This window comes from Sinomonas cellulolyticus (genome assembly GCF_014656475.1).
Taxonomy (GTDB): domain Bacteria; phylum Actinomycetota; class Actinomycetes; order Actinomycetales; family Micrococcaceae; genus Sinomonas; species Sinomonas cellulolyticus.
Map to the genome: position 1 here is coordinate 174,661 of NZ_BNCM01000005.1, position 18,991 is coordinate 193,651.

17 protein-coding genes and 1 tRNA gene are annotated in these 18,991 nt (G+C 70.1%); 8 read left to right on the top strand and 10 right to left on the bottom strand.

Annotation, left to right across the window (positions count from 1 at the left end; genetic code table 11):
- Positions 1-11 precede the first annotated feature (11 nt).
- Positions 12-1,046 (bottom strand): aldose 1-epimerase family protein, encoded by a 1,035-nt coding sequence (locus tag IE231_RS08225; RefSeq protein WP_189693456.1) that lies wholly within the window; start codon positions 1,044-1,046, stop codon positions 12-14.
- Between the two features lie 171 nt (positions 1,047-1,217).
- Here IE231_RS08225 and IE231_RS08230 point away from each other — a divergent pair, with 171 nt between their 5' ends.
- From IE231_RS08230 to galK, 3 genes are read left to right on the top strand one after another with little or no spacing between them, the layout of a single operon-like run.
- Positions 1,218-2,009: a DeoR/GlpR family DNA-binding transcription regulator gene (locus tag IE231_RS08230; protein ID WP_189693457.1), complete on the top strand. Its 792-nt coding sequence runs from the start codon at positions 1,218-1,220 to the stop codon at positions 2,007-2,009.
- Entirely contained in the window at positions 2,006-3,199 is a 1,194-nt protein-coding gene (gene galT, locus IE231_RS08235) for a galactose-1-phosphate uridylyltransferase (protein ID WP_189693458.1), read from the top strand. The genes IE231_RS08230 and galT overlap by 4 nt, the downstream gene beginning before the upstream one ends.
- A complete protein-coding gene (gene galK, locus IE231_RS08240; protein ID WP_189693459.1) occupies positions 3,196-4,386 on the top strand; it encodes a galactokinase in 1,191 nt (396 codons plus the stop codon). Before galT ends, galK begins: the two co-directional genes overlap by 4 nt.
- 116 nt (positions 4,387-4,502) lie before the next feature.
- Here galK and IE231_RS08245 read toward each other — a convergent pair whose 3' ends face one another.
- A complete protein-coding gene (locus IE231_RS08245; protein ID WP_189693460.1) occupies positions 4,503-5,471 on the bottom strand; it encodes a Bax inhibitor-1/YccA family protein in 969 nt (322 codons plus the stop codon).
- 201 nt (positions 5,472-5,672) lie between these two features.
- Between IE231_RS08245 and IE231_RS08250 the strand changes: the two genes are divergently transcribed.
- From IE231_RS08250 to IE231_RS08270, 5 genes are all read left to right on the top strand, one after another.
- The gene (locus IE231_RS08250; RefSeq protein ID WP_189693596.1) at positions 5,673-5,969 is read left to right on the top strand and encodes a GroES family chaperonin; all 297 of its coding nucleotides are present in this window, start codon (positions 5,673-5,675) and stop codon (positions 5,967-5,969) included.
- Positions 5,970-6,207: 238 nt separating this feature from the next.
- On the top strand, positions 6,208-7,503 hold the full coding sequence (locus IE231_RS08255) for a branched-chain amino acid ABC transporter permease (RefSeq protein WP_189693597.1): 1,296 nt from the start codon (positions 6,208-6,210) through the stop codon (positions 7,501-7,503).
- A 9-nt stretch (positions 7,504-7,512) separates the two neighbouring features.
- Positions 7,513-8,481: a branched-chain amino acid ABC transporter permease gene (locus IE231_RS08260; protein ID WP_189693461.1), complete on the top strand. Its 969-nt coding sequence runs from the start codon at positions 7,513-7,515 to the stop codon at positions 8,479-8,481.
- A complete protein-coding gene (locus tag IE231_RS08265; RefSeq protein WP_189693462.1) occupies positions 8,478-9,614 on the top strand; it encodes an ABC transporter ATP-binding protein in 1,137 nt (378 codons plus the stop codon). The genes IE231_RS08260 and IE231_RS08265 overlap by 4 nt, the downstream gene beginning before the upstream one ends.
- On the top strand, positions 9,611-10,396 hold the full coding sequence (locus IE231_RS08270; protein WP_189693463.1) for an ABC transporter ATP-binding protein: 786 nt from the start codon (positions 9,611-9,613) through the stop codon (positions 10,394-10,396). Before IE231_RS08265 ends, IE231_RS08270 begins: the two co-directional genes overlap by 4 nt.
- Positions 10,397-10,563: 167 nt before the next feature.
- Here the strand turns inward: IE231_RS08270 and IE231_RS08275 are convergent, their stop codons facing one another.
- From IE231_RS08275 to eno, 8 genes are all read right to left on the bottom strand, one after another.
- Positions 10,564-11,928 carry an ABC transporter substrate-binding protein gene (locus tag IE231_RS08275; RefSeq protein WP_189693464.1) on the bottom strand — a complete coding sequence of 455 codons (1,365 nt, stop codon included), beginning with the start codon at positions 11,926-11,928 and terminating at the stop codon, positions 10,564-10,566.
- Between the two features lie 139 nt (positions 11,929-12,067).
- Positions 12,068-12,141 (bottom strand) — tRNA-Leu (locus tag IE231_RS08280).
- Positions 12,142-12,260: 119 nt separating this feature from the next.
- On the bottom strand, positions 12,261-13,709 hold the full coding sequence (locus IE231_RS08285) for an NAD(P)/FAD-dependent oxidoreductase (RefSeq protein WP_189693465.1): 1,449 nt from the start codon (positions 13,707-13,709) through the stop codon (positions 12,261-12,263).
- A gap of 32 nt (positions 13,710-13,741) precedes the next feature.
- The gene (locus IE231_RS08290) at positions 13,742-15,103 is read right to left on the bottom strand and encodes a S8 family serine peptidase (RefSeq protein ID WP_374189429.1); all 1,362 of its coding nucleotides are present in this window, start codon (positions 15,101-15,103) and stop codon (positions 13,742-13,744) included.
- On the bottom strand, positions 15,103-16,080 hold the full coding sequence (locus tag IE231_RS08295; protein WP_189693467.1) for a Ppx/GppA phosphatase family protein: 978 nt from the start codon (positions 16,078-16,080) through the stop codon (positions 15,103-15,105). The genes IE231_RS08290 and IE231_RS08295 overlap by 1 nt, the downstream gene beginning before the upstream one ends.
- Positions 16,077-16,763, bottom strand: coding sequence for a DUF501 domain-containing protein (locus IE231_RS08300; protein ID WP_189693468.1), 687 nt, complete (start codon positions 16,761-16,763; stop codon positions 16,077-16,079). Before IE231_RS08300 ends, IE231_RS08295 begins: the two co-directional genes overlap by 4 nt.
- 103 nt (positions 16,764-16,866) lie before the next feature.
- Positions 16,867-17,457, bottom strand: a complete 591-nt coding sequence (locus tag IE231_RS08305) for an FtsB family cell division protein (RefSeq protein WP_189693469.1) — start codon at positions 17,455-17,457, stop codon at positions 16,867-16,869.
- A gap of 171 nt (positions 17,458-17,628) precedes the next feature.
- On the bottom strand, positions 17,629-18,909 hold the full coding sequence (gene eno / locus IE231_RS08310) for a phosphopyruvate hydratase (protein WP_189693470.1): 1,281 nt from the start codon (positions 18,907-18,909) through the stop codon (positions 17,629-17,631).
- Positions 18,910-18,991: the final 82 nt, after the last annotated feature.

Genomic DNA, 18,991 nt, shown 5'->3' on the forward strand with positions numbered 1-18,991 from the left:
CCATCCTTTCATCAGGGCCGGCCCTTCTTCAGATCGGAGCCGATCCCCCATCGCATCGACGCGGAGGCGCCGGGCTCGAGCCACCTCAGCCCCTCGCCGGAGTTGAAGGCGTTGGCGGCGCCGGTCATGGGTTCCAGCGCCACCGCTGTAGGCCGGCCGGGGAACCTGTCCGTGACGAAGACGTGGAGGTACCGGCAGGAGTCCTCGAGCCACAGCCAGACGCTTCGGCCGTCGGCGTCCGCGAGGGTGGCGCGCACGACGCCGGGCGCCCCCGCGGCGCTCGGTGCGCCGGCGCCGTCGTGCGCGGCCGGCTCCGCGCCGTGCTGCGGGGCAGGCTCCGCGCCGTCCTGCGGGGCAGGCGCCGGAGCGAAGGCCAGGTCCGTGTAGGCGCAGTCGAGGGAGAGCCCGCCCACAACGCGGCCGGCACGCAGGTCCCACTCGCCTGCGACGGGCGCGGAGCCGCGCGGGATGAGCCGCCCGTCGGCGACGAGGCGCGTCGCAGCCGGAACGGTGAGGGTGAGCAGCTCCGTGGGAACCTCGCCGAGACGCAGGTAGGGGTGCGCCCCGAGGACGTAGGGCGCGCGCCGGGAGGAGTCGTTGCTGAGGGTCTGGGTCACGCTCAGGCCGCCGTCGGCGTCGAGCGCATATTCGACGCGATGCCGCACCAGGAACGGGTAGCCGTGCTGGGGGAAGGCGCTGGCCTCGAGCACCACCGAGGACTCGGTGGCCTCCACGGGCGTGTAGCCGGTGTTGCGCAGCAGGCCGTGGCTTGCGTGGCCGCGGGAAGGCTCGGTGATGTCCAGCTGCTGCGGGGCACCGTCGAGGATCCAGCGCCCATCCTCGATGCGGTTGGCCCACGGGGCGAGGGTGATGCCTGCCGCGTTCGGGGGGATCTGGTCGTCGCCGAACGTCTCGGTGAGGGCGACGCCGTCGCGCGAGTAGGAGCGCAGGGCGGCCGCGAGCTCGGTCACGACGACGACTCCGCCCGCGCGCCGGAGCTCGAACTGGCGCCCGGTGGCGGGAGTGTTGGTCGGGGATGCAGTCATGGGGCCAACGCTAGCGCCGCGGATCGCCCCACGCATTCGGCGATGGCTCTTCCCGGCAGGCCCGAACGATGTTACATTTTGTTAGAAAAAATGTTGTTTGTGTTAGATCGTAGTCTAGTTAGATCGTGGCATGCGGCCCAGATCCGGCCGCATGCCCAAGAGGGGGACGGCATGCTGGCTGCAGAGCGCCAAGCCTACATCGTGGCCGAGCTGGAACGACGCGAGGCGGTGCGCGTCACGGAGCTCGCGGCCGCGCTTGGCGTCTCGGAGATGACAATCCGCCGGGACATCGAGCAGCTCGAGCTGCAGGGGCTTGCGCGCCGAGTCCACGGAGGAGCCGCGCGGCCCACCGAAGTCGGCTTCGCCGAGCTCGGGTTCGCGGCCAAGAGCGAGCACCGACCCGACGCCAAGGGGGCGATCGCCGCCCGCGCACTCGAGCTCGTGAGGCCAGGGGCAACGATCTTCGTGACGGCGGGCACCACCACCTTCACCTTCGCGCAGCTGCTCGCGACGGTGCCCGACCTCACGGTCGCGACGAACTCGATCAAGGTCGCCGAGGCGCTCGGCGATGCGTCCAACGGCAGCGTCCGGACCATCCTCACCGGCGGCGAGCGCACGCCGTCGGAGGCACTCGTAGGCCCACTCGCGACCTCGACGCTGCGCCAGCTGCATGTCGAGACCTGCTTCATGGGGGTCCATGGACTCCATCCCCGCGCCGGGCTGACCACCCCGAACATGCTGGAGGCCGAGACGAACCGTGCGGCGGCAGAGTCCGCGGCGCGCCTCGTGGTCCTCGCAGACCACAGCAAGTACGGCCTCGTGAGCCTCGCCCGGATCCTCCCCTTGAGCGCCGTGGACACCCTCATCACGGATGACGCGCTCTCCACGAGCGCCCTCGAGGAGCTCCGCCAGAACGTGCCCGACCTCGTCGTGGCCGCCGTCGGCGAATCGCGGAGCGCATGAGGCGCCAACCCCTCATCACGGGCACAAGGCTCTCCGACGGACGCGAGCTCATCTACTTCGACGACCCAGGCAGCCCTCCCCGCCAGCACATGGCGGACACCCGCCGGCTAACGGGAAGAGCTCCTGAGGGCGAGCTGCGGTACGACGAGCTCTCCGGGGAATGGGTCGCCGTGGCGGCACACCGCCAGTCCCGCACCCATCTCCCGCCAGCCGACGAGTGCCCCCTCTGCCCGAGCACCCCCACCCACGCCTCCGAGATCCCCGATCCGGACTACGACGTCGCGGTGTTCGAGAACCGCTTCCCCTCCCTCGGTCCCGGCCTGGCCGAGCTCCCCGGCTCGCTCCCCTGGGGCGTCGCCGCCGCGGCCGCGGGCCGGTGCGAGGTGGTGTCCTTCACCTCGGACCACAGCGGATCCTTCGCGGACCTGCCCTACGAGCGGGCCCGCACGGTGGTCGAGGCCCTGGCCCACCGTACGGCGGCGCTCAGCTCGCTGCCGGGCGTGCGGCAGGTCTTCCCGTTCGAGAACCGCGGCGCAGACATCGGAGTCACCCTCCACCATCCGCACGGACAGATCTACGCCTACCCCTACGTGACCCCACGGGCGTCCCAGCTGGGCGCCGCCGCCCGCCGCTTCTACGACCACGCCGACGGCAAGGCCACCCTCCTGGGCTCCCTTCTCGGCCGCGAGCGCGCCGCGGGCGAACGCATGGTGCTCGAGGGCAGCCACTTCAGCGCCTTCGTGCCGTTCGCCGCACGCTGGCCGCTCGAGGTCCATCTGGTCCCCCACCGCGACGCCGCGGACTTCACCTCGCTCACCGGCGAGGAGAAGGACGAGCTCGCCTCGGTCTACCTTTCCCTCCTCGGCGCCGTGGACGCGCTCTACGCCACTCCCACGCCCTACATCGCCGCCTGGCACCAGGCACCACTCGATCCGCTGCTTCGGCCAGCGACACGCTTCCACCTCCAGCTCACCTCACCGCGCCGGGCCGCAGACAAGCTCAAGTACCTTGCGGGCTCGGAGGCTGCGATGGGGGCCTTCATCACCGACACCACCGCAGAGCAGGTCGCGGAGCGCCTCCGTGCGGTGCTCGGGCAGGCCGGCCGCCAGCCGGCCGGTCCGGGGCCGGCGGGCTCGCGGCTGGCGGGCCCGGGGCCGAGGGGGAACCACAGTGGAGAGGACGAGGCATGACCCAGCCCAATCTCCCGGCGCCCACGGCCGCGGTCCTCGAGGCGTTCTCCTCCGCGTTCGGCGGGGCGCCCGACGGCGTGTGGCGCGCACCGGGACGCGTGAACCTCATCGGGGAGCACACGGACTACAACGAGGGCTTCGCTCTGCCCTTTGCGATCGGCCTCGCCGCCCACGTGGCCCTCCGTGCCCGGCCCGACCGCACTGCACGTCTCACCACCACCCGCCGGGACCCCGGCCGTCCGGGCCATGGCGGGGAGGTCATCGAACTGGACCTCGATACGCTCTCGAAAGGGTCTGCCCGCGCGTGGTCCGTGTACCCGGCGGGCGTGGCCTGGGCGCTCGGCCTCCGCGGCACGCCGGTACCCGGGTTCGACCTCGCGCTGGACTCCACGGTCCCGGTCGGGGCTGGCCTCTCGTCCTCCCACGCCATCGAATGCGCGGTGGCGATTGCCCTCGCCGAGCTGGCCGGCGCGGAACTGCGCGTGGAGGATCTCGTGCTCCTCACTCAGCAGGCCGAGAACGGGTTTGTGGGCGCTCCGACCGGAATCCTGGACCAGTCGGCGTCGCTGCGCGGGGAGGCGGGCCACGCCGTCCTCTTGGACTGCCGGGACCAGAGCGCGGAGCTCATCCCCTTCGATCCGGCAGCCGCCGGCCTTGGCATCCTCGTCGTGGACACCACCGTGGCCCACTCCCACGCCGAGGGCGGCTACGCGAGCCGCCGGGCCGCCTGCGAACTCGCTGCGGAGGTCCTCGGCGTGCCGGCGCTGCGCGATGTCTCCCCCGCGGACCTCCCTGAGGCCCGCGCACTCCTCGACCCGACCACGTTCCGCCGGGTGCGCCACGTCGTCACCGAAGACGAGCGAGTGCATGAGACGGTGCGGGTCCTGCGGGCCGACGGGCCCCGCGGCATCGGCCCCCTCCTCGATGCAAGCCACGCCTCGATGCGCGACGACTTCGAGATCTCGTGCCCCGAGCTGGACCTCGCGGTGGCCGCGGCACGCGAGGCAGGCGCGCTCGGTGCGCGAATGACCGGCGGCGGCTTCGGCGGTTCCGCCATCGCCCTCGTTCCCCTCGACCGTGGAGACGCTGTCAGCGCTGCCGTGCTCGCTGCGTTCGAGAAGGCCGGGTTCGCCCGTCCGGAGCTGTTCAGCGTCTCACCGGCAGGGGGCGCCGGGCGCGTCCTCTGACGCCAAGACCCCGCAGCAGGCTGCCGGAGACGCTCGCCCTCTCATCTCGAGGGGGCGAGAGCTCTCGGGCGGCGCGCCGCGGGGCCTTTCGAGGTCGGGGACCTGGACCTCGTGCGTCAGTCGTTGCTGTTGAAGATGGCCAGCAGGCGCAGGATCTCCGTGTACAGCCACACCAGGGTCACCGTGAGGCCGAACGCCGCGGTCCACGCGTAGCGACGCGGGGCACCGGCGCGGACGCCCTGCTCGACCGAGTTGAAGTCGAAGATGAGCGAGATCGCGGCAAGGACGATCGCCACGAGCCCGACCAGCACGCCGAGGGGAATGCCCGCCACCGTCATGCCGCGCAGCCCCCAGGGGTTCTGCACGACACCGAAGAGCATCAGGCCGAGGTTCAGGAGGCTGAACCCGAGGTAGCCGACGACTGCGATGAGGAAGAACTTCATCAGGCCCGGAGTCGCCCGGACCTTGCCGCTCTTGTAGAGCGCAAGCGTCACGCCCGTCACGACCAGCGTCCCCAGCACGGCCTGGAACCCGACCCCGGGGGCGAAGGCGTCGATGATCCTCGTGATCCCACCGAGGAAGAGGCCCTCGAGGGCGGCGTAGGCCAGGATGAGACCTGCCACCGGCTCGCGCTTGAACGAGTTCACGAGCGCCAGCACGAATCCGCCGATCGCGCCGAGGACCATGAGCCCCATAGCGGCGCTTGCCGGCATGGCCAGAGTCACAGCGGCGCCGACCACCACGAGACCGAGGCACGCGAGCGTGCGGACGATCACGTCGTCGTACGTCATCCGGCCCGTTTCCACCGGGCCGGCCGACGGCGAGCGGTACAGCTCGTCCAGCTGCTCGGGAGACATCGGCTGCTGCGGGTACTGCCCGTACGGCGCCTGCTGGCCATACGGCGCCTGCTGGCCATACGGCGCCTGCTGGCCATACGGCGCCTGCTGCCCGTAGGGCGCCTGCTGGCCGTAGGGCTGCTGGGAGTAAGGGTTCTGCCCGTAGTGGCCCGTGGGCACGGGCGGCGCCGTCGCGATGGCGCTCTTGTAGTTCTTCCCCCGGAAGACGGGGTTTCCCCCAAATGACATGTCGGCTCCTCGGTCGAAATGCAGTCCCGCCCCGCGGGTGCTGCAGGGACGGCCTACAGTGACCACGCACGGAGGGCCCGGAAGGTTCCCCGCGGCTGGCAGCTTGGGGGTCCACGACAGGCCGTTCGCCGGGAGCGGGCTCGCTAGAATGTCCCGGTGCCGAACGAGTCCGCCCCCTCACGCCCCACGCTTCCCCTGCGCATGCTCCACGACCGCCTCCTGGTCGAGCTCGACAGGGAGGCCAGCGAGCGCCGGTCGGCGTCCGGAATCGTCATCCCTGCCACCGCCGTCCTCGGAAAGCGGCTCGCGTGGGCGCAGGTGGTGGCGGCGGGGCCGAGCGTCCGGCAGGTCTCCATCGGGGACCGCGTACTCTTCGACCCGGAGGACCGCTCCGAAGTCGAGGTCGCGGCCCACGACTACATCCTCCTGCGGGAGCGCGACGTCCACGCGGTCGCCGAGCACGGCGAGCCGGCGAGCGATCTCGGCCTCTACCTCTGAGGCCCCCAAGTCGTTACCGGATCGCGACCTCAGAGAGCCCTTCAGGCCCAAGGGTGGCCTCATTGCCCTAGTAGCATGACCTCCAACGGGTGATCCGCGTCACACTCCCGCTTCCGGGTCCGCGACGGGCTGCGCCCGCTGCACCGACCGTTTCGGCTGGCCCGCCAGCCCCACCCCGGAAAGACGGAGGCCCTTCGTGACCAGCACAGGCCTGGCCGCCCGCCAACGCGTACCACGCGTGCTCGCGGCCGCCGGCGCCCTCCTCGGCGTCATCCTTGCAGTGCTCTTGGCATTTCCCCCGGCTGCCGGCGCGACGACCTCGCCCAGCCCCGGCCCGAGCTCCAGCCAGTCGCAGTTCCAGAACACCATCTCCGGCTTCCTGCGGAACGCCGGCCAGCCGCTGGAGGGCGTCAAGATCACCGCCGAGGGCAACGGGTTCAGCGGAAGCGCCACGTCCGCCGCATCCGGCGCATGGAGCATCTCCGTGCCCACCCAGGGCAGCTACAAGGTCACGCTCGACGAGTCCACCCTTCCCAACGGGGTCAAGCTCGCTGACGGCCAGGAGAACCCCCGCACCGTGACCTTCAACCAGACCTCGAATGCGAGCACCATCTTCGCCTTCGGCGCTGGCATCCAAGTCCACCAGGAGAGCTTCTTCACCAACCTCGCCAACCGTCTCGTAGCCGGCCTGAGCTTCGGCCTGCTGCTGGCCCTCTCCGCGGTCGGGCTCTCGCTCATCTTCGGCACCACGGGCCTGACGAACTTCGCCCACGGCGAGATGGTGACGCTCGGCGCGGTCGTCGTGTTCTCGCTCAGCGCTGTCGGCGCACCCTTCTGGCTTGCGGTGATCGCGGGGCTCGCGGCCGGCGTCGCCTTCGGGTGGGTCCAGGACGCGTGGCTGTGGAAGCCGCTGCGGCGCAGGGGCACGGGCCTCGTGCCGATGATGATCGTCAGCATCGGCCTCGCGCTCGCCACCCGGTACGTCATCCTCTTCTTCTTCGGCGGTGCGACCCAGCAGCTCCCCTACTCCCAGTCCACCGACGTCCAGCTCGGCCCTGTCTCGGTATCGCCCAACAACCTGTGGTCACTGCTGATCTCGGTCGTGGTCATGCTGTTGGTCGCCTTCGCCCTCCTGCGCACACGGCTCGGCAAGGCGACCCGCGCGGTGGCGGACAATCCGGCGCTTGCGGCGGCGAGTGGCATCGACGTCGACCGCGTCATCCGGCTCGTCTGGATCACGGGCGGCTTCCTCGCAGCGCTCGGCGGCATCCTGTGGGCCTACTACCGGCCCGGCGTGAGCTTCAACATGGGCCAGCAGATCCTGCTGATGATCTTCGCCGGCGTCACGCTGGGTGGCCTCGGCACGGTCTTCGGCGCCCTCGTCGGTTCAGTCATCGTGGGTGTCTTCGTGGAGCTCACTACGGTGTTCGGCCTGACCTCAGATCTCAAATACGTCGGGGCGCTGGTCGTGATGATCCTCGTCCTCCTCTTCCGGCCGCAGGGCATCCTCGGCCGCCGCGAGCGAGTGGGCTAGGAGGCCACCATGGATTTCGGACAGATCCTCATTGAAGCCCTCGGTGAGCTCTTCAGCCCCACGACCGCCGCATACGCGCTTGCCGCGCTGGGCCTCGCGGTGCACTTCGGCTACTCCGGCCTGCTGAACTTCGGCCAGGCGGGATTCATCGCGGTGGGCGCCTACGCCTTCGCGATGACGACGATCCATCTGCAGTTCCCGTTCTGGCTCGCGCTCATCGTCGCGGTGATCGCGTCCGTGGTGTTCGCGCTCATCCTCGGCATCCCGACCCTGCGGCTCCGGGCGGACTACCTCGCCATCGTCACGATCGCCGCCGCGGAGATCATCCGCTACGTGGTCACCACCAACACCCTCACGGACGTGACGGGCTCCGCCAACGGCCTGGCCGGCTTCCGGCAGGACTTCCTGAAGCTCAACCCGTTCCCCGCGGGCAACTACCTCGGATACAGCAGCCCAGACTTCTTCTACCGCGTCTTCGGCTGGGGGCTCGTGATCATCCTCGCGGTCGTCGTGTGGCTGCTCATGCGGAGCCCCTGGGGCAGGGTCCTGAAGGGGATCCGCGAGGACGAGATGGCGGTGCGCTCCCTCGGCAAGAACGTCTACTCGTACAAGATGCAGGCCCTTATCATCGGCGGGATCTTCGGCGCCCTCGCGGGCCTCGTCTTCACTCTCCCCCGAGACGTCGTCCAGCCGGCGAACTACGGCACGGAGTTCACGTTCTTCCTCTGGACCTGCCTCCTCCTCGGCGGCATGTCCACCGTCCTCGGCCCGATCGTGGGCGCCATGATCTTCTGGGTCGTGCTGTCCCTGACCCAGAACGTCCTGTACGGGCTCATCAACATCGGTGTCCTGCCGTTCCTGAGCACCACGCAGGCCGGCCAGCTGAGGTACATCCTCGTGGGTGTGGCACTCATGCTGCTGATGATCTTCCGACCACAGGGTGTGTTCGGCAACAAGAAGGAGCTCGCGTTCTCATGAGCGAGACAGGCAACGCCGCCGCGGAATCCAGCGGCACCATCGACTACATGACAGACACCCGCCCCATCGCCGAGGGGGCCGCGGCTCCGGGCTGCAGGAAGCGGGACCCGATCGTCATCGCGGACAACGTCACCCGCCGCTTCGGTGGCATCAACGCCGTCGACGTCGAGCACCTCGAGATCCCGCGCCACAAGATCACGGCCCTCATCGGGCCCAACGGTGCTGGCAAGACCACCCTGTTCAACCTGCTCACCGGGTTCGACACCCCGAACTCCGGCAAGTGGCAGTTCGAGGGCACGGACTTGGCCGGCATGTCCTCCTACAAGGTGGCACGTCTCGGAATGGTGCGCACCTTCCAGCTCACCAAGGTCATGGGCAAGCTCACCGTCATGGAGAACATGCGTCTCGGCGCCTCCGAGCAGCCGGGCGAGAAGCTGCGCAATGCGCTCTTCCGCGGCATCTGGGGCGGGCGGGAGAAGGACATCACCGACCAGGCCGAGGGCCTGCTGACGAAGTTCAAACTGGACACGAAGCGCGACGACTACGCGGCCTCGCTCTCCGGAGGCCAGCGCAAGCTCCTCGAAATGGCGCGCGCGCTCATGGTCCGGCCGAAGCTCGTCATGTTGGACGAGCCCATGGCCGGCGTCAACCCAGCGCTGACCCAGAGCCTGCTCGACCACATCAAGAACCTCAAGGCCGAGGGCATGACCGTACTCTTCGTCGAGCACGACATGCACATGGTGCGGCACATCGCCGACTGGGTGGTGGTCATGGCCGAGGGAAAGGTCGTGGCCGAGGGGCCGCCCACCGAGGTCATGAAGGATCAAGCGGTCATCGATGCCTACCTCGGGGCACACCACGACGTCGACCTTGGCGCCGCCGGCGGTGTCGAGGAGCTCGAGGAGGAGCTCGCCGCCGACGACCAGTCCGTGGTGGGCACCGAAGACGCCGGCATGATCGCCCCGGAGGCGATCCACGAGGGTGCGGAGACGCTCAGGGTGGGCCACAACGGAGACGCGGGGCGCCGGACAGGCGAGGCGCGGCATCGGGAACCCGGACCGGGCGAGGTCCGCGATCCCGCCTCGCCCCCTGCACCCCACAGCGCCGAGACGGAGAAGAAGGTGGACGAATGAGCGAGCAGCGGGCACCCGAGGCGCCCCAGACGGCGGCGGCCGGGGACGCGGTCGTGAGCGTCACCAATCTCGTGGCCGGCTACATTCCCGGGGTCAACATCCTCAACGGCTGCAGCATCGAGGCCCGCAAGGGCGAGCTCATCGGCATCATCGGACCGAACGGGGCCGGGAAGTCGACGCTCCTGAAGGCCATGTTCGGCCTCGTCAAGGTGCACTCGGGCTCTGTCGTGGTCCGCGGACAGGATCTCACCGGGCTCAAGGCGAACAAGCTTGTGAGCCGGGGCCTTGGGTTCGTCCCGCAGAACAACAACGTGTTCACCACGCTCACGATCGAGGAGAACATGCAGATGGGGCTGTTCCAGCGTCCCAAGGTCTTCAAGGAGCGCTGGGACTTCGTCACCGACCTCTTCCCCGAACTCGGCAAGCGCCGGGCCCAGCGAGCCGGGTCCCTCTCGGGCGGCGAACGGCAGATGGTTGCGATGGGACGGGCGCTCATGATGGACCCCGCCGTCCTCCTGCTCGACGAGCCATCCGCCGGTCTCTCCCCCGTCAAGCAGGACGAGACCTTCCTGCGTGTCCATGAGATCAACCGGGCAGGCGTCTCCGTGATCATGGTGGAGCAGAACGCCCGGCGCTGCCTGCAGATCTGCGACCGCGGCTATGTGCTGGACCAGGGCCGCGATGCATACACGGGCACGGGGCGCGAGCTGCTCAAGGATCCCAAGGTCATCCAGCTGTACCTCGGCACGCTCGCCGAGACGGTGGAAGGCGAGGGCAAATAGGTCCCTGACCACACGCTCGACGGCGCCGCTCCCCTTGCAAGGCGAGCGGCGCCGTCGTACGCGGCGGGCCATGTGGCGCGCTCCCGCAACGGCGAGGCGCAACGACGAGGCCCCGGCCCCCTCAGGGGGCCGGGGCCTTGCGTCATTGAGCCGTGGAAACCACTGCGTCAGCTGAGCTTGCCGTACTCCTCCTTGAGAGGCTGCGGCACGTTCTTGTCGTCGAACTTGTAGATGCCGATGTAGGCCTCCTGCGGATCGCCGTTCTTGGCGAAGCTCACCGGCCCGGACTTGCCCATGTAGTGGATGTCCTTGCCCTGGCGCAGCAGGGTCACGCAGCTCGGGAAGTCGGTGCACTGGTTGCTGCCGTGCGTGATGTCCACGAACTGGGCGGCGATGTCCGTGCCCTTGGTGCTCTTGGCCTTCTCAGCCGCCAGCGCGATGAGGTTCGCGGCATCCCACGACTCGCCCGCGTAGTTGTAGTTCACGAGGGAGGAGTCGATGGTCTTGAGCTGCGCCTTGAAGTCATCCTTGGCGAAGGTCCCCGGCTGGGTCCCCTGAGCGCCCGTGAGAGTCCCGGCGGCGAAGTCCTTGCTGTAGTCGGCGGTGTTCCCGTCCACGAAGAACATCTGGGTCGGCTTGATGCCCTTGGCCGTCAGGAGGGGCACGATCTGCTTGGCCTGGTCGAACGAGATGACCGCAATCGCGTCCGGCTTGGCGGCCACGACCTTGTCCACCTGAGAGCTGAACTGCGAATCGCCCTCGTTGAACAGCTGCTCCTCGACGACCTTGCCGCCGGCTCCCTCGAACGCCTTCTTGACGTTATCCCGGAGGCCCGTGCCATAGGAGTCGTTGAGGACGATCATGCCGAGCGTCTGGGCACCGCAGGAGGCCATGTAGTTGCCGAGCACCCGGCCCTGCAGCACGTCCGAGGGGGCCGTGCGCCAGTAGAGGCCCTTGGCGTCCCACGTGGAGAAGTCCGGCGAGGTGTTGGCCGGCGAGAACTGCACGACGCCGGCGCCGGTGATCTGGTTGATGACCGTCTTGGACACGCCCGACGAGGCGGCGCCGATGATGGCGCTCACTCCCTGGCCGAGCAGGTTGGTGACGGACTGGGTCGCGATGTCAGTGGTGGTGTCGCCGGAATCGCGATGGATCACGTCGACCGGGTGGCCGAGCACGCCGCCCGCATCGTTGATCTGCTTGACGGCGAGGTTGACGCCGGCGATTTCCGGTGGGCCGAGGAACGCGAGGGCACCGGTCTGCGGGAGCAGCGTACCGAGCTTGAGCGGGGTGGGCGACGTCGTCGACGACTTCGGGACGTCCGCTGGCGCTACCGTCTTGCCCGCCGCCGAGGACGATCCTCCGCTTGAGGACGGCGCCGGGCAGGAGATGCCGGCGGCCGCGGCGCTGGAGCTGCTGGAGCCCGACGGCGTGCTGGACGTGCCGCCGCAGGCTGTCGCCAGCAGCGCGACTCCGACGCCCAGAGCAGCAAGCTTGGCGGCTCGGGGCGTCACGAAGTGACGTTGAATCATGCGTTCTCTCCTCCATCGGGGGGCATGGCAGCTCCCCAGATGCGAACAATCAGGTGTTCCTGATTAAGGACAGGCTAGTTGAACGCGTAATGCTCATCACAGTGATTCAGGTCACAGCCTTGTAACGTATGGAAACCGGTGCCCCAGCAGGGATTCGAACCCTGACTGAGCGGATTTTAAGTCCGCTGCCTCTGCCGATTGGGCTACTGGGGCGCGCCCCCAGCGTAGCCCCTTCCGGGGTGCCGCCCGAGGCTCGCATACCGACGGCGGCCGCCCCCCCTGCGCAGAAGGGAGCGGCCGCCGTCGTGGGTCAGCTCAGGAGTCCTGCAGCGTCACTTGACGCCAGCGGGGACCTTGACATTCGACTCGCCGGTCTTCTCGGCCGGGGCGGGTGCCGCTGCAGCGGGCTTCGGGGCCGGGCGGGCCGCCGTCTCAAACGCGGCGCGTGGGTTCTCGAGGCCCTGGAGCGGAGTCGTGTCGCGGCCGGCGAAGAGCGAGGAGAACCAGTCGAGGATGACGCGGAACTTCCGCTCCGCGGTCGGGATGGCCATGCCGTGGTAGCCACGGTGAGCGAGCCAGGCGAGCGGGCCCTTGAGGCCGATGCGGCCGAACAGGTTGATGTTCGCCACGCCCTTCCACGGGCCGAAACCCGCAACGGCGCCGAGGTTCTTGTGCTTGTAGTCAGTGAGCGGCTTGTCCCAGCGATTGGCCCACAGGTTGTCCGCGAGGACCTTGGCCTGTCGCAGTGCGTGCTGGGCGTTGGGAACGCAGGTGCCGTCCGGGAGGCCCTTGCCGGTCAGGTCCGGAACTGCGGCGATGTCGCCGGCCGCCCACGCGTTCTCGACGATCCCCTCGTCGCCGGCAATGCGCAGGTCAGGGAGGACGCGGACGCGGCCGCGCGGCTCGAGCGGGAAGTCGGTGGAGCGGACCATCGGGTTCGCCTGGACGCCTGCGGTCCAGATGAGGGTGTCCGCCTCGAACTCGTCGGCCGGTGCCTTGTCCGGCATGCTGATGAGCTTCAGGGTGCCCTCGGCGCTGGCGAGGGAGGTGTTCAGGAGCACCTCGATGCCGCGGCTCTGCAGGTGGCCCACGACCCAATCGGCCTGCTCGGCCGTGACCTCGGGCATGATGCGGCCCATGGCCTCGACGAGGACGAAGCGCACCTCCTCCTGGCGGAGGCGGCCGTTGTTGCGCACTGCCTCGCGGGCGAGGTCCTCGAGTTCGGCGATGGTCTCGATGCCGGCGAAGCCGCCGCCCACGACCACGAAGGTCAGGGCGCGCCTGCGCTCGGCCGGGTCGGTGGCGGTCGAGGCGAATTCGATGCGCTCGAGCACCTGGTTGCGGAGGGCGACGGCCTCCTCGATGGTCTTGTTGCCGATGCCCTTCTCGGCGAGGCCGGGGATCGGGAAGGTGCGGGTAATCGCGCCCGCGGCGAGGACCACGTCCACGTAGGGGACCTCGATGGTGCCCTGGTCGCCCGGGAGCTCGACGACGGCCTTGCGGTTGGCGTGATCGATGCTCGTGACGGAGCCCTGGATGACCTCGCTGCCCTTGAGGTGCTCGCGGAGGGAGACGACGGCATGGCGCGCCTCGATGTTGCCGCCGGCCACCTCGGGCAGGAACGGCTGGTAGGTCATGTAGGGGTTGGGATCGACGACCGTGACGATTCCGCCGGCCGCGGCGATCTTCTTCTGGAGGTTGAGGGCGACGTAGAGGCCCACGTATCCGCCACCGGCGACGAGGACGCGGGGGCGGTCGACAAGCTGCAGGGAGGAAGGCATGGCTCAAGCGTACCAGTTTGTGAAAAAATTCACTATCGCGACGGGCCGGTAGTGTTCCGCTCCCGCGACGCCCGTCTGCCCACGTGCAGCGCGCCCCCTGCAGCCACGGCGAGGACCACACCGGCGGAACCGAGGACGGTGACTGCCGGCCAAGGGCTCTCGGCCTGGTCGGCGTGCGGTGCCGGCGGCGAAGGCTCCGCAATCGGCACGGAAGCCGGATCCCCTCCAGCCGTTCCGCCGGCTGGCGCCCCTGCCTGTGCGGACGGTGCGGACGGCGCGGCCGCTCCCTTGCGGTGGACCCGGATCCAGTCCGCGATCGAGCCCAGTGGGTTGGAAGAGACCTCGGGGACCTCGGCGGTCAGGGCAGCGGCCGCGTCGAGGATACCGTGCCCGTAGATCGGGTCAGTGCCGGGGGTGCCGGCGTCCTTGGCGGTGGCCACGATGCGGTTGATCACCTGGGCTGCGCTCATCTGCGGCCACTTCGACCGGATGAGTGCCGCGACGCCCGAGACGATGGGCGCGGCGCCGGACGTGCCGGCCCACTCGGCGTACTGACCCCCGGGGAGGCCGCCCACGAGCTGCTCGGCCGGCGCGGCCACCCCGATGCTGATTCCCTGGGAGGAGGAGTCGATGCTCGCGGCTCCCTGGCGGTCGAGGCCAGCCACGGTCAGCACGCCGGGAATGGTCGCCGGGGCGCCGACCTGGACGTTGCCGCCCAGCCGGTTCCCGGCCGCCGCAACGACGACCGCGTCCCGCTGCTCGGCGTAGAGGAACGCCGCATCCCAGCTCTGGGGCCAGACGGGCGAGGAACTGCCGAGCGAGATGTTGATGACCTTGGCACCCTGGTCGACCGCCCAGCGCACTGCGTCGGGGATCTGCTCGATGTCCGTCCTCCCGGCGGGATTGGCCGAGCCGAGCCAGGTGGAGGCGGTGAGCAGCCGGGCCTCCGGCGCCACCCCGACCACGCCGTCCGGCCCCCCGCTGGCCGCCGCGCCGGTCTGGGCCTGGGTCTGGGGAGCGGTCTGGGTCCCGGTCTGCGGAGCGCTCGAATGCCCGCGCCCGGCAAGCATGGTGGCCACGAGGGTGCCGTGTTCCGGCTTGGCACCCAGCGGCTTCTGGCCATCCGGTGTCCCGGCGCCGGAGGAGTCGTGACCGCCGACGACGACGCCGCGCAGGTCGGGGTGCGTGCCGTCCACCCCGCTGTCGATCACCGCCACGGTGACCCCTGCGCCCTTCGACACCTCCCACGCCTTGGTGATCCCGTACTCGTCAAGCCAGTACTCGCGGTCACGGATGCTGTCCGCCCTCGCCGCCGGCGCCACCGGCAGGAGCCCGAGGGCGGCGAAGGCGAAAGCGATGAGCGACGAGGCGGCCAGGGCCAGGGAGCGTCGGATCACGTGGCCTTCCGGGGCAGCGGGCCCGGCCGCTCCAGGGTGCTCAGCGCGATGCCGTCCAGGATGTCGTGCTCGCTCGTGATCGCGGTCTCGATCCGGCCGCCGGTGAGCTCGCCGAGGCGGCCCAGGATGCGGCGCCACACGAGCGCACCCGCGCCGATGACGTCGACCCGGCCCGGATGCATGTAGGGCAGGGCCGCCCGCTCGGCGTGCGAGAGTCCGAGCAGCGATGTGCACGCCCGCGCCACCTGGGCCACCGCCAGCTCGGCGCCGTGGATCCGCTCCGGCAGGTAGGCGGGCAGTGCGAGCGCGTGGGCAGTGATGGTGGTGATGGATCCGGCGACGCCGATCACCGCGGTCGCCTCGGCAAGCGGCACCTCGGCGAGCGCCTGCTCGATCCCGGCGTCGACGTCGCGCTCGGCGGCCGCGACCTCCTCCGCAGTGGGCGGGTCTGAGCGCAGGTGACGTTCGGTGAGCCGGACACAGCCCATGTCGATCGAGCGCGAGGCGATCACTCCCGCGGCGTCCCCGAGCACGAACTCGGTGCTGCCGCCGCCCAGATCGACCACGAGCACGGGCCGGCCCTGGTCCAGCGGCAGCACGCTCGCCGCGCCGGCGAAGCTCAGGGCTGCCTCTTCGGTTCCCGGGATGATCTCCGCCTCGACCCCGAACCGCTCGCGGATCCCCGCCATGAACTCGTCGCGGTTGCGTGCGTCCCGCATCGCTGAGGTCGCGACGAACCGCACGTGCTCGGCGTGGAGGTCCCGCACCGTGGCCGCATAGTCGTCGGCAGCCGCGAAGGTCCGCGCGAGCGCCTCGGGCGCGAGCATTCCGGTGGCGTCGACGCCTTGCCCGAGCCGCACGATCCTCATCTCGCGGTGCACGTCGACCAGGCGCCCCACGCCGTCGTCGTCGGCCGAGTCCGCCACGAGCAGACGGATCGAGTTGGTGCCACAGTCAATCCCGGCGACCCTCACGGACGGCCCCCGTCCGCAGGAGCGCCGTCGGCGCCCTTCGCTCCGCGCACCGGGGCGGGCCTGCCCGTCATGGACGGCAGGCCCTGGGGTCCGTGCCGGGAGAGGTCCTTCTGGGGCGCCGCGCCCTCCGTGTTCCAGGCACCGGCGCAGTAGCAGCGCTCGGCCGTCCACCAGGGGGCGATCGCCTCGATGGCCTCGTCCCCCAGGGGGTTCACGCCGGGGCCGAGTGCGAGCGACTGCCCCACGAGGACGTGGAGGCACTTGACACGGGTGGGCATCCCGCCCGCGGAGACCCCGTCGATCTCCGGCACCGGTCCCGTCCCGGCGCGCCGGCCGATCTCCGCCCGGGCCGCGAGGTAGGCCCGGTGCGCGTCCTGATAGGCGGCAGCGAGCACGGAGTCCGCCGCGAGGCGCTCGTTCATCTCTGCCATGAGCCCACTGGCCTCGAGCCGCGAGACGGCAGAGGTGATGACGGGATGGGTGAGGTAGAACGTGGTCGGGAACGGGGTGCCGTTGGAGAGGCGGGGCGCCGTCGCGGCCACGAGGGGATTGCCGCACACGCACCGTGCCGGGATCGCGACGACGTCCCGCACGGGCCGGCCGAGCTGGCGGCTGAGGACGTCCAGGTCTGCCTCGGTCGGGGCGTCGGGAAGGGCGCCCGGCGTGGGGGTGGTCTCGGTCACGGTGGTCACTGTCCTTGGTCTGTTCGCTGCAGCGCACGACGGCGCGTGGGCACCGGTGCTCTGCCCGGCCTTCTGCCTCCGGCCGCAGGCGCCCAGAGGGACGTCACTCGGTGGCGGCCCTCGTGAGGGAGTCCCAGAAGCCCTGGGCCCACGGCTTGTCCCCGCCGCTGTCCGGGGTGACGGGGCTGCTGCCGCCGGTGCCGGCGGTAACCCCGCCACCCTGGCCGAAGACCCAGTAGGAGGTCTCACCGGGCATGACCATATTAATGCGGTCCCGGGCCTGCTGTTTGACGTAGTTGGGGTCCTGCCAGCGGGAGATCGAGTCCTTGAGGCTGCCCTGCTCAGCCTGCTTGGCGGCGATGTCGGCCTGCAGGGAGCTGATCTCCGCCCGCTGGTCGAGGAAAACCCTCACGGTGGGGGCGAGCATGATGGTGATCGCGACGAGGACCACGACGAGCGCCACGATCCGGCCGGAGAAGGCCCGGGCGGGCACGGGCGTGTCGTCGGTCGGGACGGGGGTGCGCAGGGGGGTCTTGGGTCCCTTCGAGGCCCGGGGACGCCTCGTCGGCTTGGCTGACGGCGAGGACGCGGGTTCGGGGCTCGGAGGTGCCGCGACTGGCACCTCGGCCGCCGCCGGGGGTGCGGTCCGCTTCGTGGCCGGCGTGCGCGGCACGGCCGGTCGACGCGTCGCCATGGGAGCTCCTTGCTGTGCGGGTCCTTTGTCTGCCACGCCGCCGTGTCGCCCCGCACCACGGGCTCAGCAGGTGGCCCGGAGACGGCGCCGCGGCGGCCATCGTCCTGTCAACGATAGCCGCCGCGGGTCCTCACGGGGTGCAGGCTCGGCGGGAGCGGTGCAGACCGGGCGTCAGCCCTTGAAGCGCGGGAAGGCGCTGCGGCCGGCGTAGCGGGCAGCGTCGTCGAGCTCTTCCTCGATGCGCAGGAGCTGGTTGTACTTCGCCACGCGCTCGGAGCGGGCCGGCGCGCCGGTCTTGATCTGGCCGGCGTTGGTGGCCACGCAGATGTCCGCGATGGTCGTGTCCTCGGTCTCGCCGGAGCGGTGCGAGGTGATCGTCGTGTAGCCCGAGCGCTGGGCGAGGGACACGGCGTCGAGCGTCTCGGTGAGCGAGCCGATCTGGTTGACCTTCACGAGCAGGGAGTTGGCCGTGTTGGCGTCGATGCCCTGCTGGAGGCGCTCGGGGTTGGTCACGAAGAGGTCGTCTCCGACGAGCTGGACCTTGTCGCCGATCGCGTCCGTGAGCGTCTTCCAGCCCTCCCAGTCGTTCTCGTCGAGCGGGTCCTCGATCGAGACGAGGGGGAAGTCCTCCACGAGCTGCGCGTAGTACGCGCTCATGTCGGCCGCCGAGAGGGACTTGCCCTCGAACTGGTAAGCGCCGTCCTTGAAGAACTCGGACGAGGCGACATCGAGCGCGAGCGCAATGTCCTTGCCCGGGGCGTAGCCGGCCTTCTGGATGGCCTCGGTGATGAGCTCGAGCGCGGCCCGGTTGGACGGCAGGTTCGGGGCGAACCCGCCCTCATCGCCGAGGCCCGTGGCGAGACCCTTGTCCTTGAGCACGCTCTTGAGGCTGTGGTAGACCTCGACGCCCCAGCGGAGGCCTTCCGAGAACGTCTCGGCGCCGATCGGGGCAATCATGAACTCCTGGATGTCCACGTCGGAGTCCGCGTGCGAGCCGCCGTTGAGGATGTTCATGAGGGGCACCGGCAGCACGTGGGCGTTCGGGCCGCCCAGGTACTTGTAGAGCGGGAGGTTGGCGGAGTCGGCGGCTGCGCTGGCCACGGCGAGCGAGACGCCGAGGATGGCGTTGGCGCCGAGGTTGCCCTTATTGGCGGTGCCGTCGAGGTCGATCATGGCCTGGTCGATGGCGCGCTGGTCGGTTGCGTCGAAGCCCGTCAGTGCCGGGGCGATCTGGTCGAGGACGGCCTCGACCGCCTGCTGGACGCCCTTGCCCAGGTAGCGGCCCTTGTCGCCGTCGCGGCGCTCCACGGCCTCGAACTCGCCCGTCGAGGCGCCCGAGGGCACGGCGGCGCGGCCGAGCGATCCGTCGCTGAGGAGAACCTCGACCTCGACCGTCGGGTTGCCGCGGGAATCGAGGATCTCGCGGGCGTGGATGGCATCGATAAGGGCCATGGGTGTGCTCCTTGGTGTATGGAACGGGTCGCCCCCAAGACTATCGGCCACGCGCAGACGTGCGCGACCTGTGACGCCCGGG

Coding starts and splice junctions, on each gene's coding strand:
- IE231_RS08225 (WP_189693456.1), bottom strand. CDS start 1,046: ATGACTGCATCCCCGACCAACACTCCCGCCACCGGGCGCCAGTTCGAG.
- IE231_RS08230 (WP_189693457.1), top strand. CDS start 1,218: ATGCTGGCTGCAGAGCGCCAAGCCTACATCGTGGCCGAGCTGGAACGA.
- galT (WP_189693458.1), top strand. CDS start 2,006: ATGAGGCGCCAACCCCTCATCACGGGCACAAGGCTCTCCGACGGACGC.
- galK (WP_189693459.1), top strand. CDS start 3,196: ATGACCCAGCCCAATCTCCCGGCGCCCACGGCCGCGGTCCTCGAGGCG.
- IE231_RS08245 (WP_189693460.1), bottom strand. CDS start 5,471: ATGTCATTTGGGGGAAACCCCGTCTTCCGGGGGAAGAACTACAAGAGC.
- IE231_RS08250 (WP_189693596.1), top strand. CDS start 5,673: ATGCTCCACGACCGCCTCCTGGTCGAGCTCGACAGGGAGGCCAGCGAG.
- IE231_RS08260 (WP_189693461.1), top strand. CDS start 7,513: ATGGATTTCGGACAGATCCTCATTGAAGCCCTCGGTGAGCTCTTCAGC.
- IE231_RS08265 (WP_189693462.1), top strand. CDS start 8,478: ATGAGCGAGACAGGCAACGCCGCCGCGGAATCCAGCGGCACCATCGAC.
- IE231_RS08270 (WP_189693463.1), top strand. CDS start 9,611: ATGAGCGAGCAGCGGGCACCCGAGGCGCCCCAGACGGCGGCGGCCGGG.
- IE231_RS08275 (WP_189693464.1), bottom strand. CDS start 11,928: ATGATTCAACGTCACTTCGTGACGCCCCGAGCCGCCAAGCTTGCTGCT.
- IE231_RS08285 (WP_189693465.1), bottom strand. CDS start 13,709: ATGCCTTCCTCCCTGCAGCTTGTCGACCGCCCCCGCGTCCTCGTCGCC.
- IE231_RS08305 (WP_189693469.1), bottom strand. CDS start 17,457: ATGGCGACGCGTCGACCGGCCGTGCCGCGCACGCCGGCCACGAAGCGG.
- eno (WP_189693470.1), bottom strand. CDS start 18,909: ATGGCCCTTATCGATGCCATCCACGCCCGCGAGATCCTCGATTCCCGC.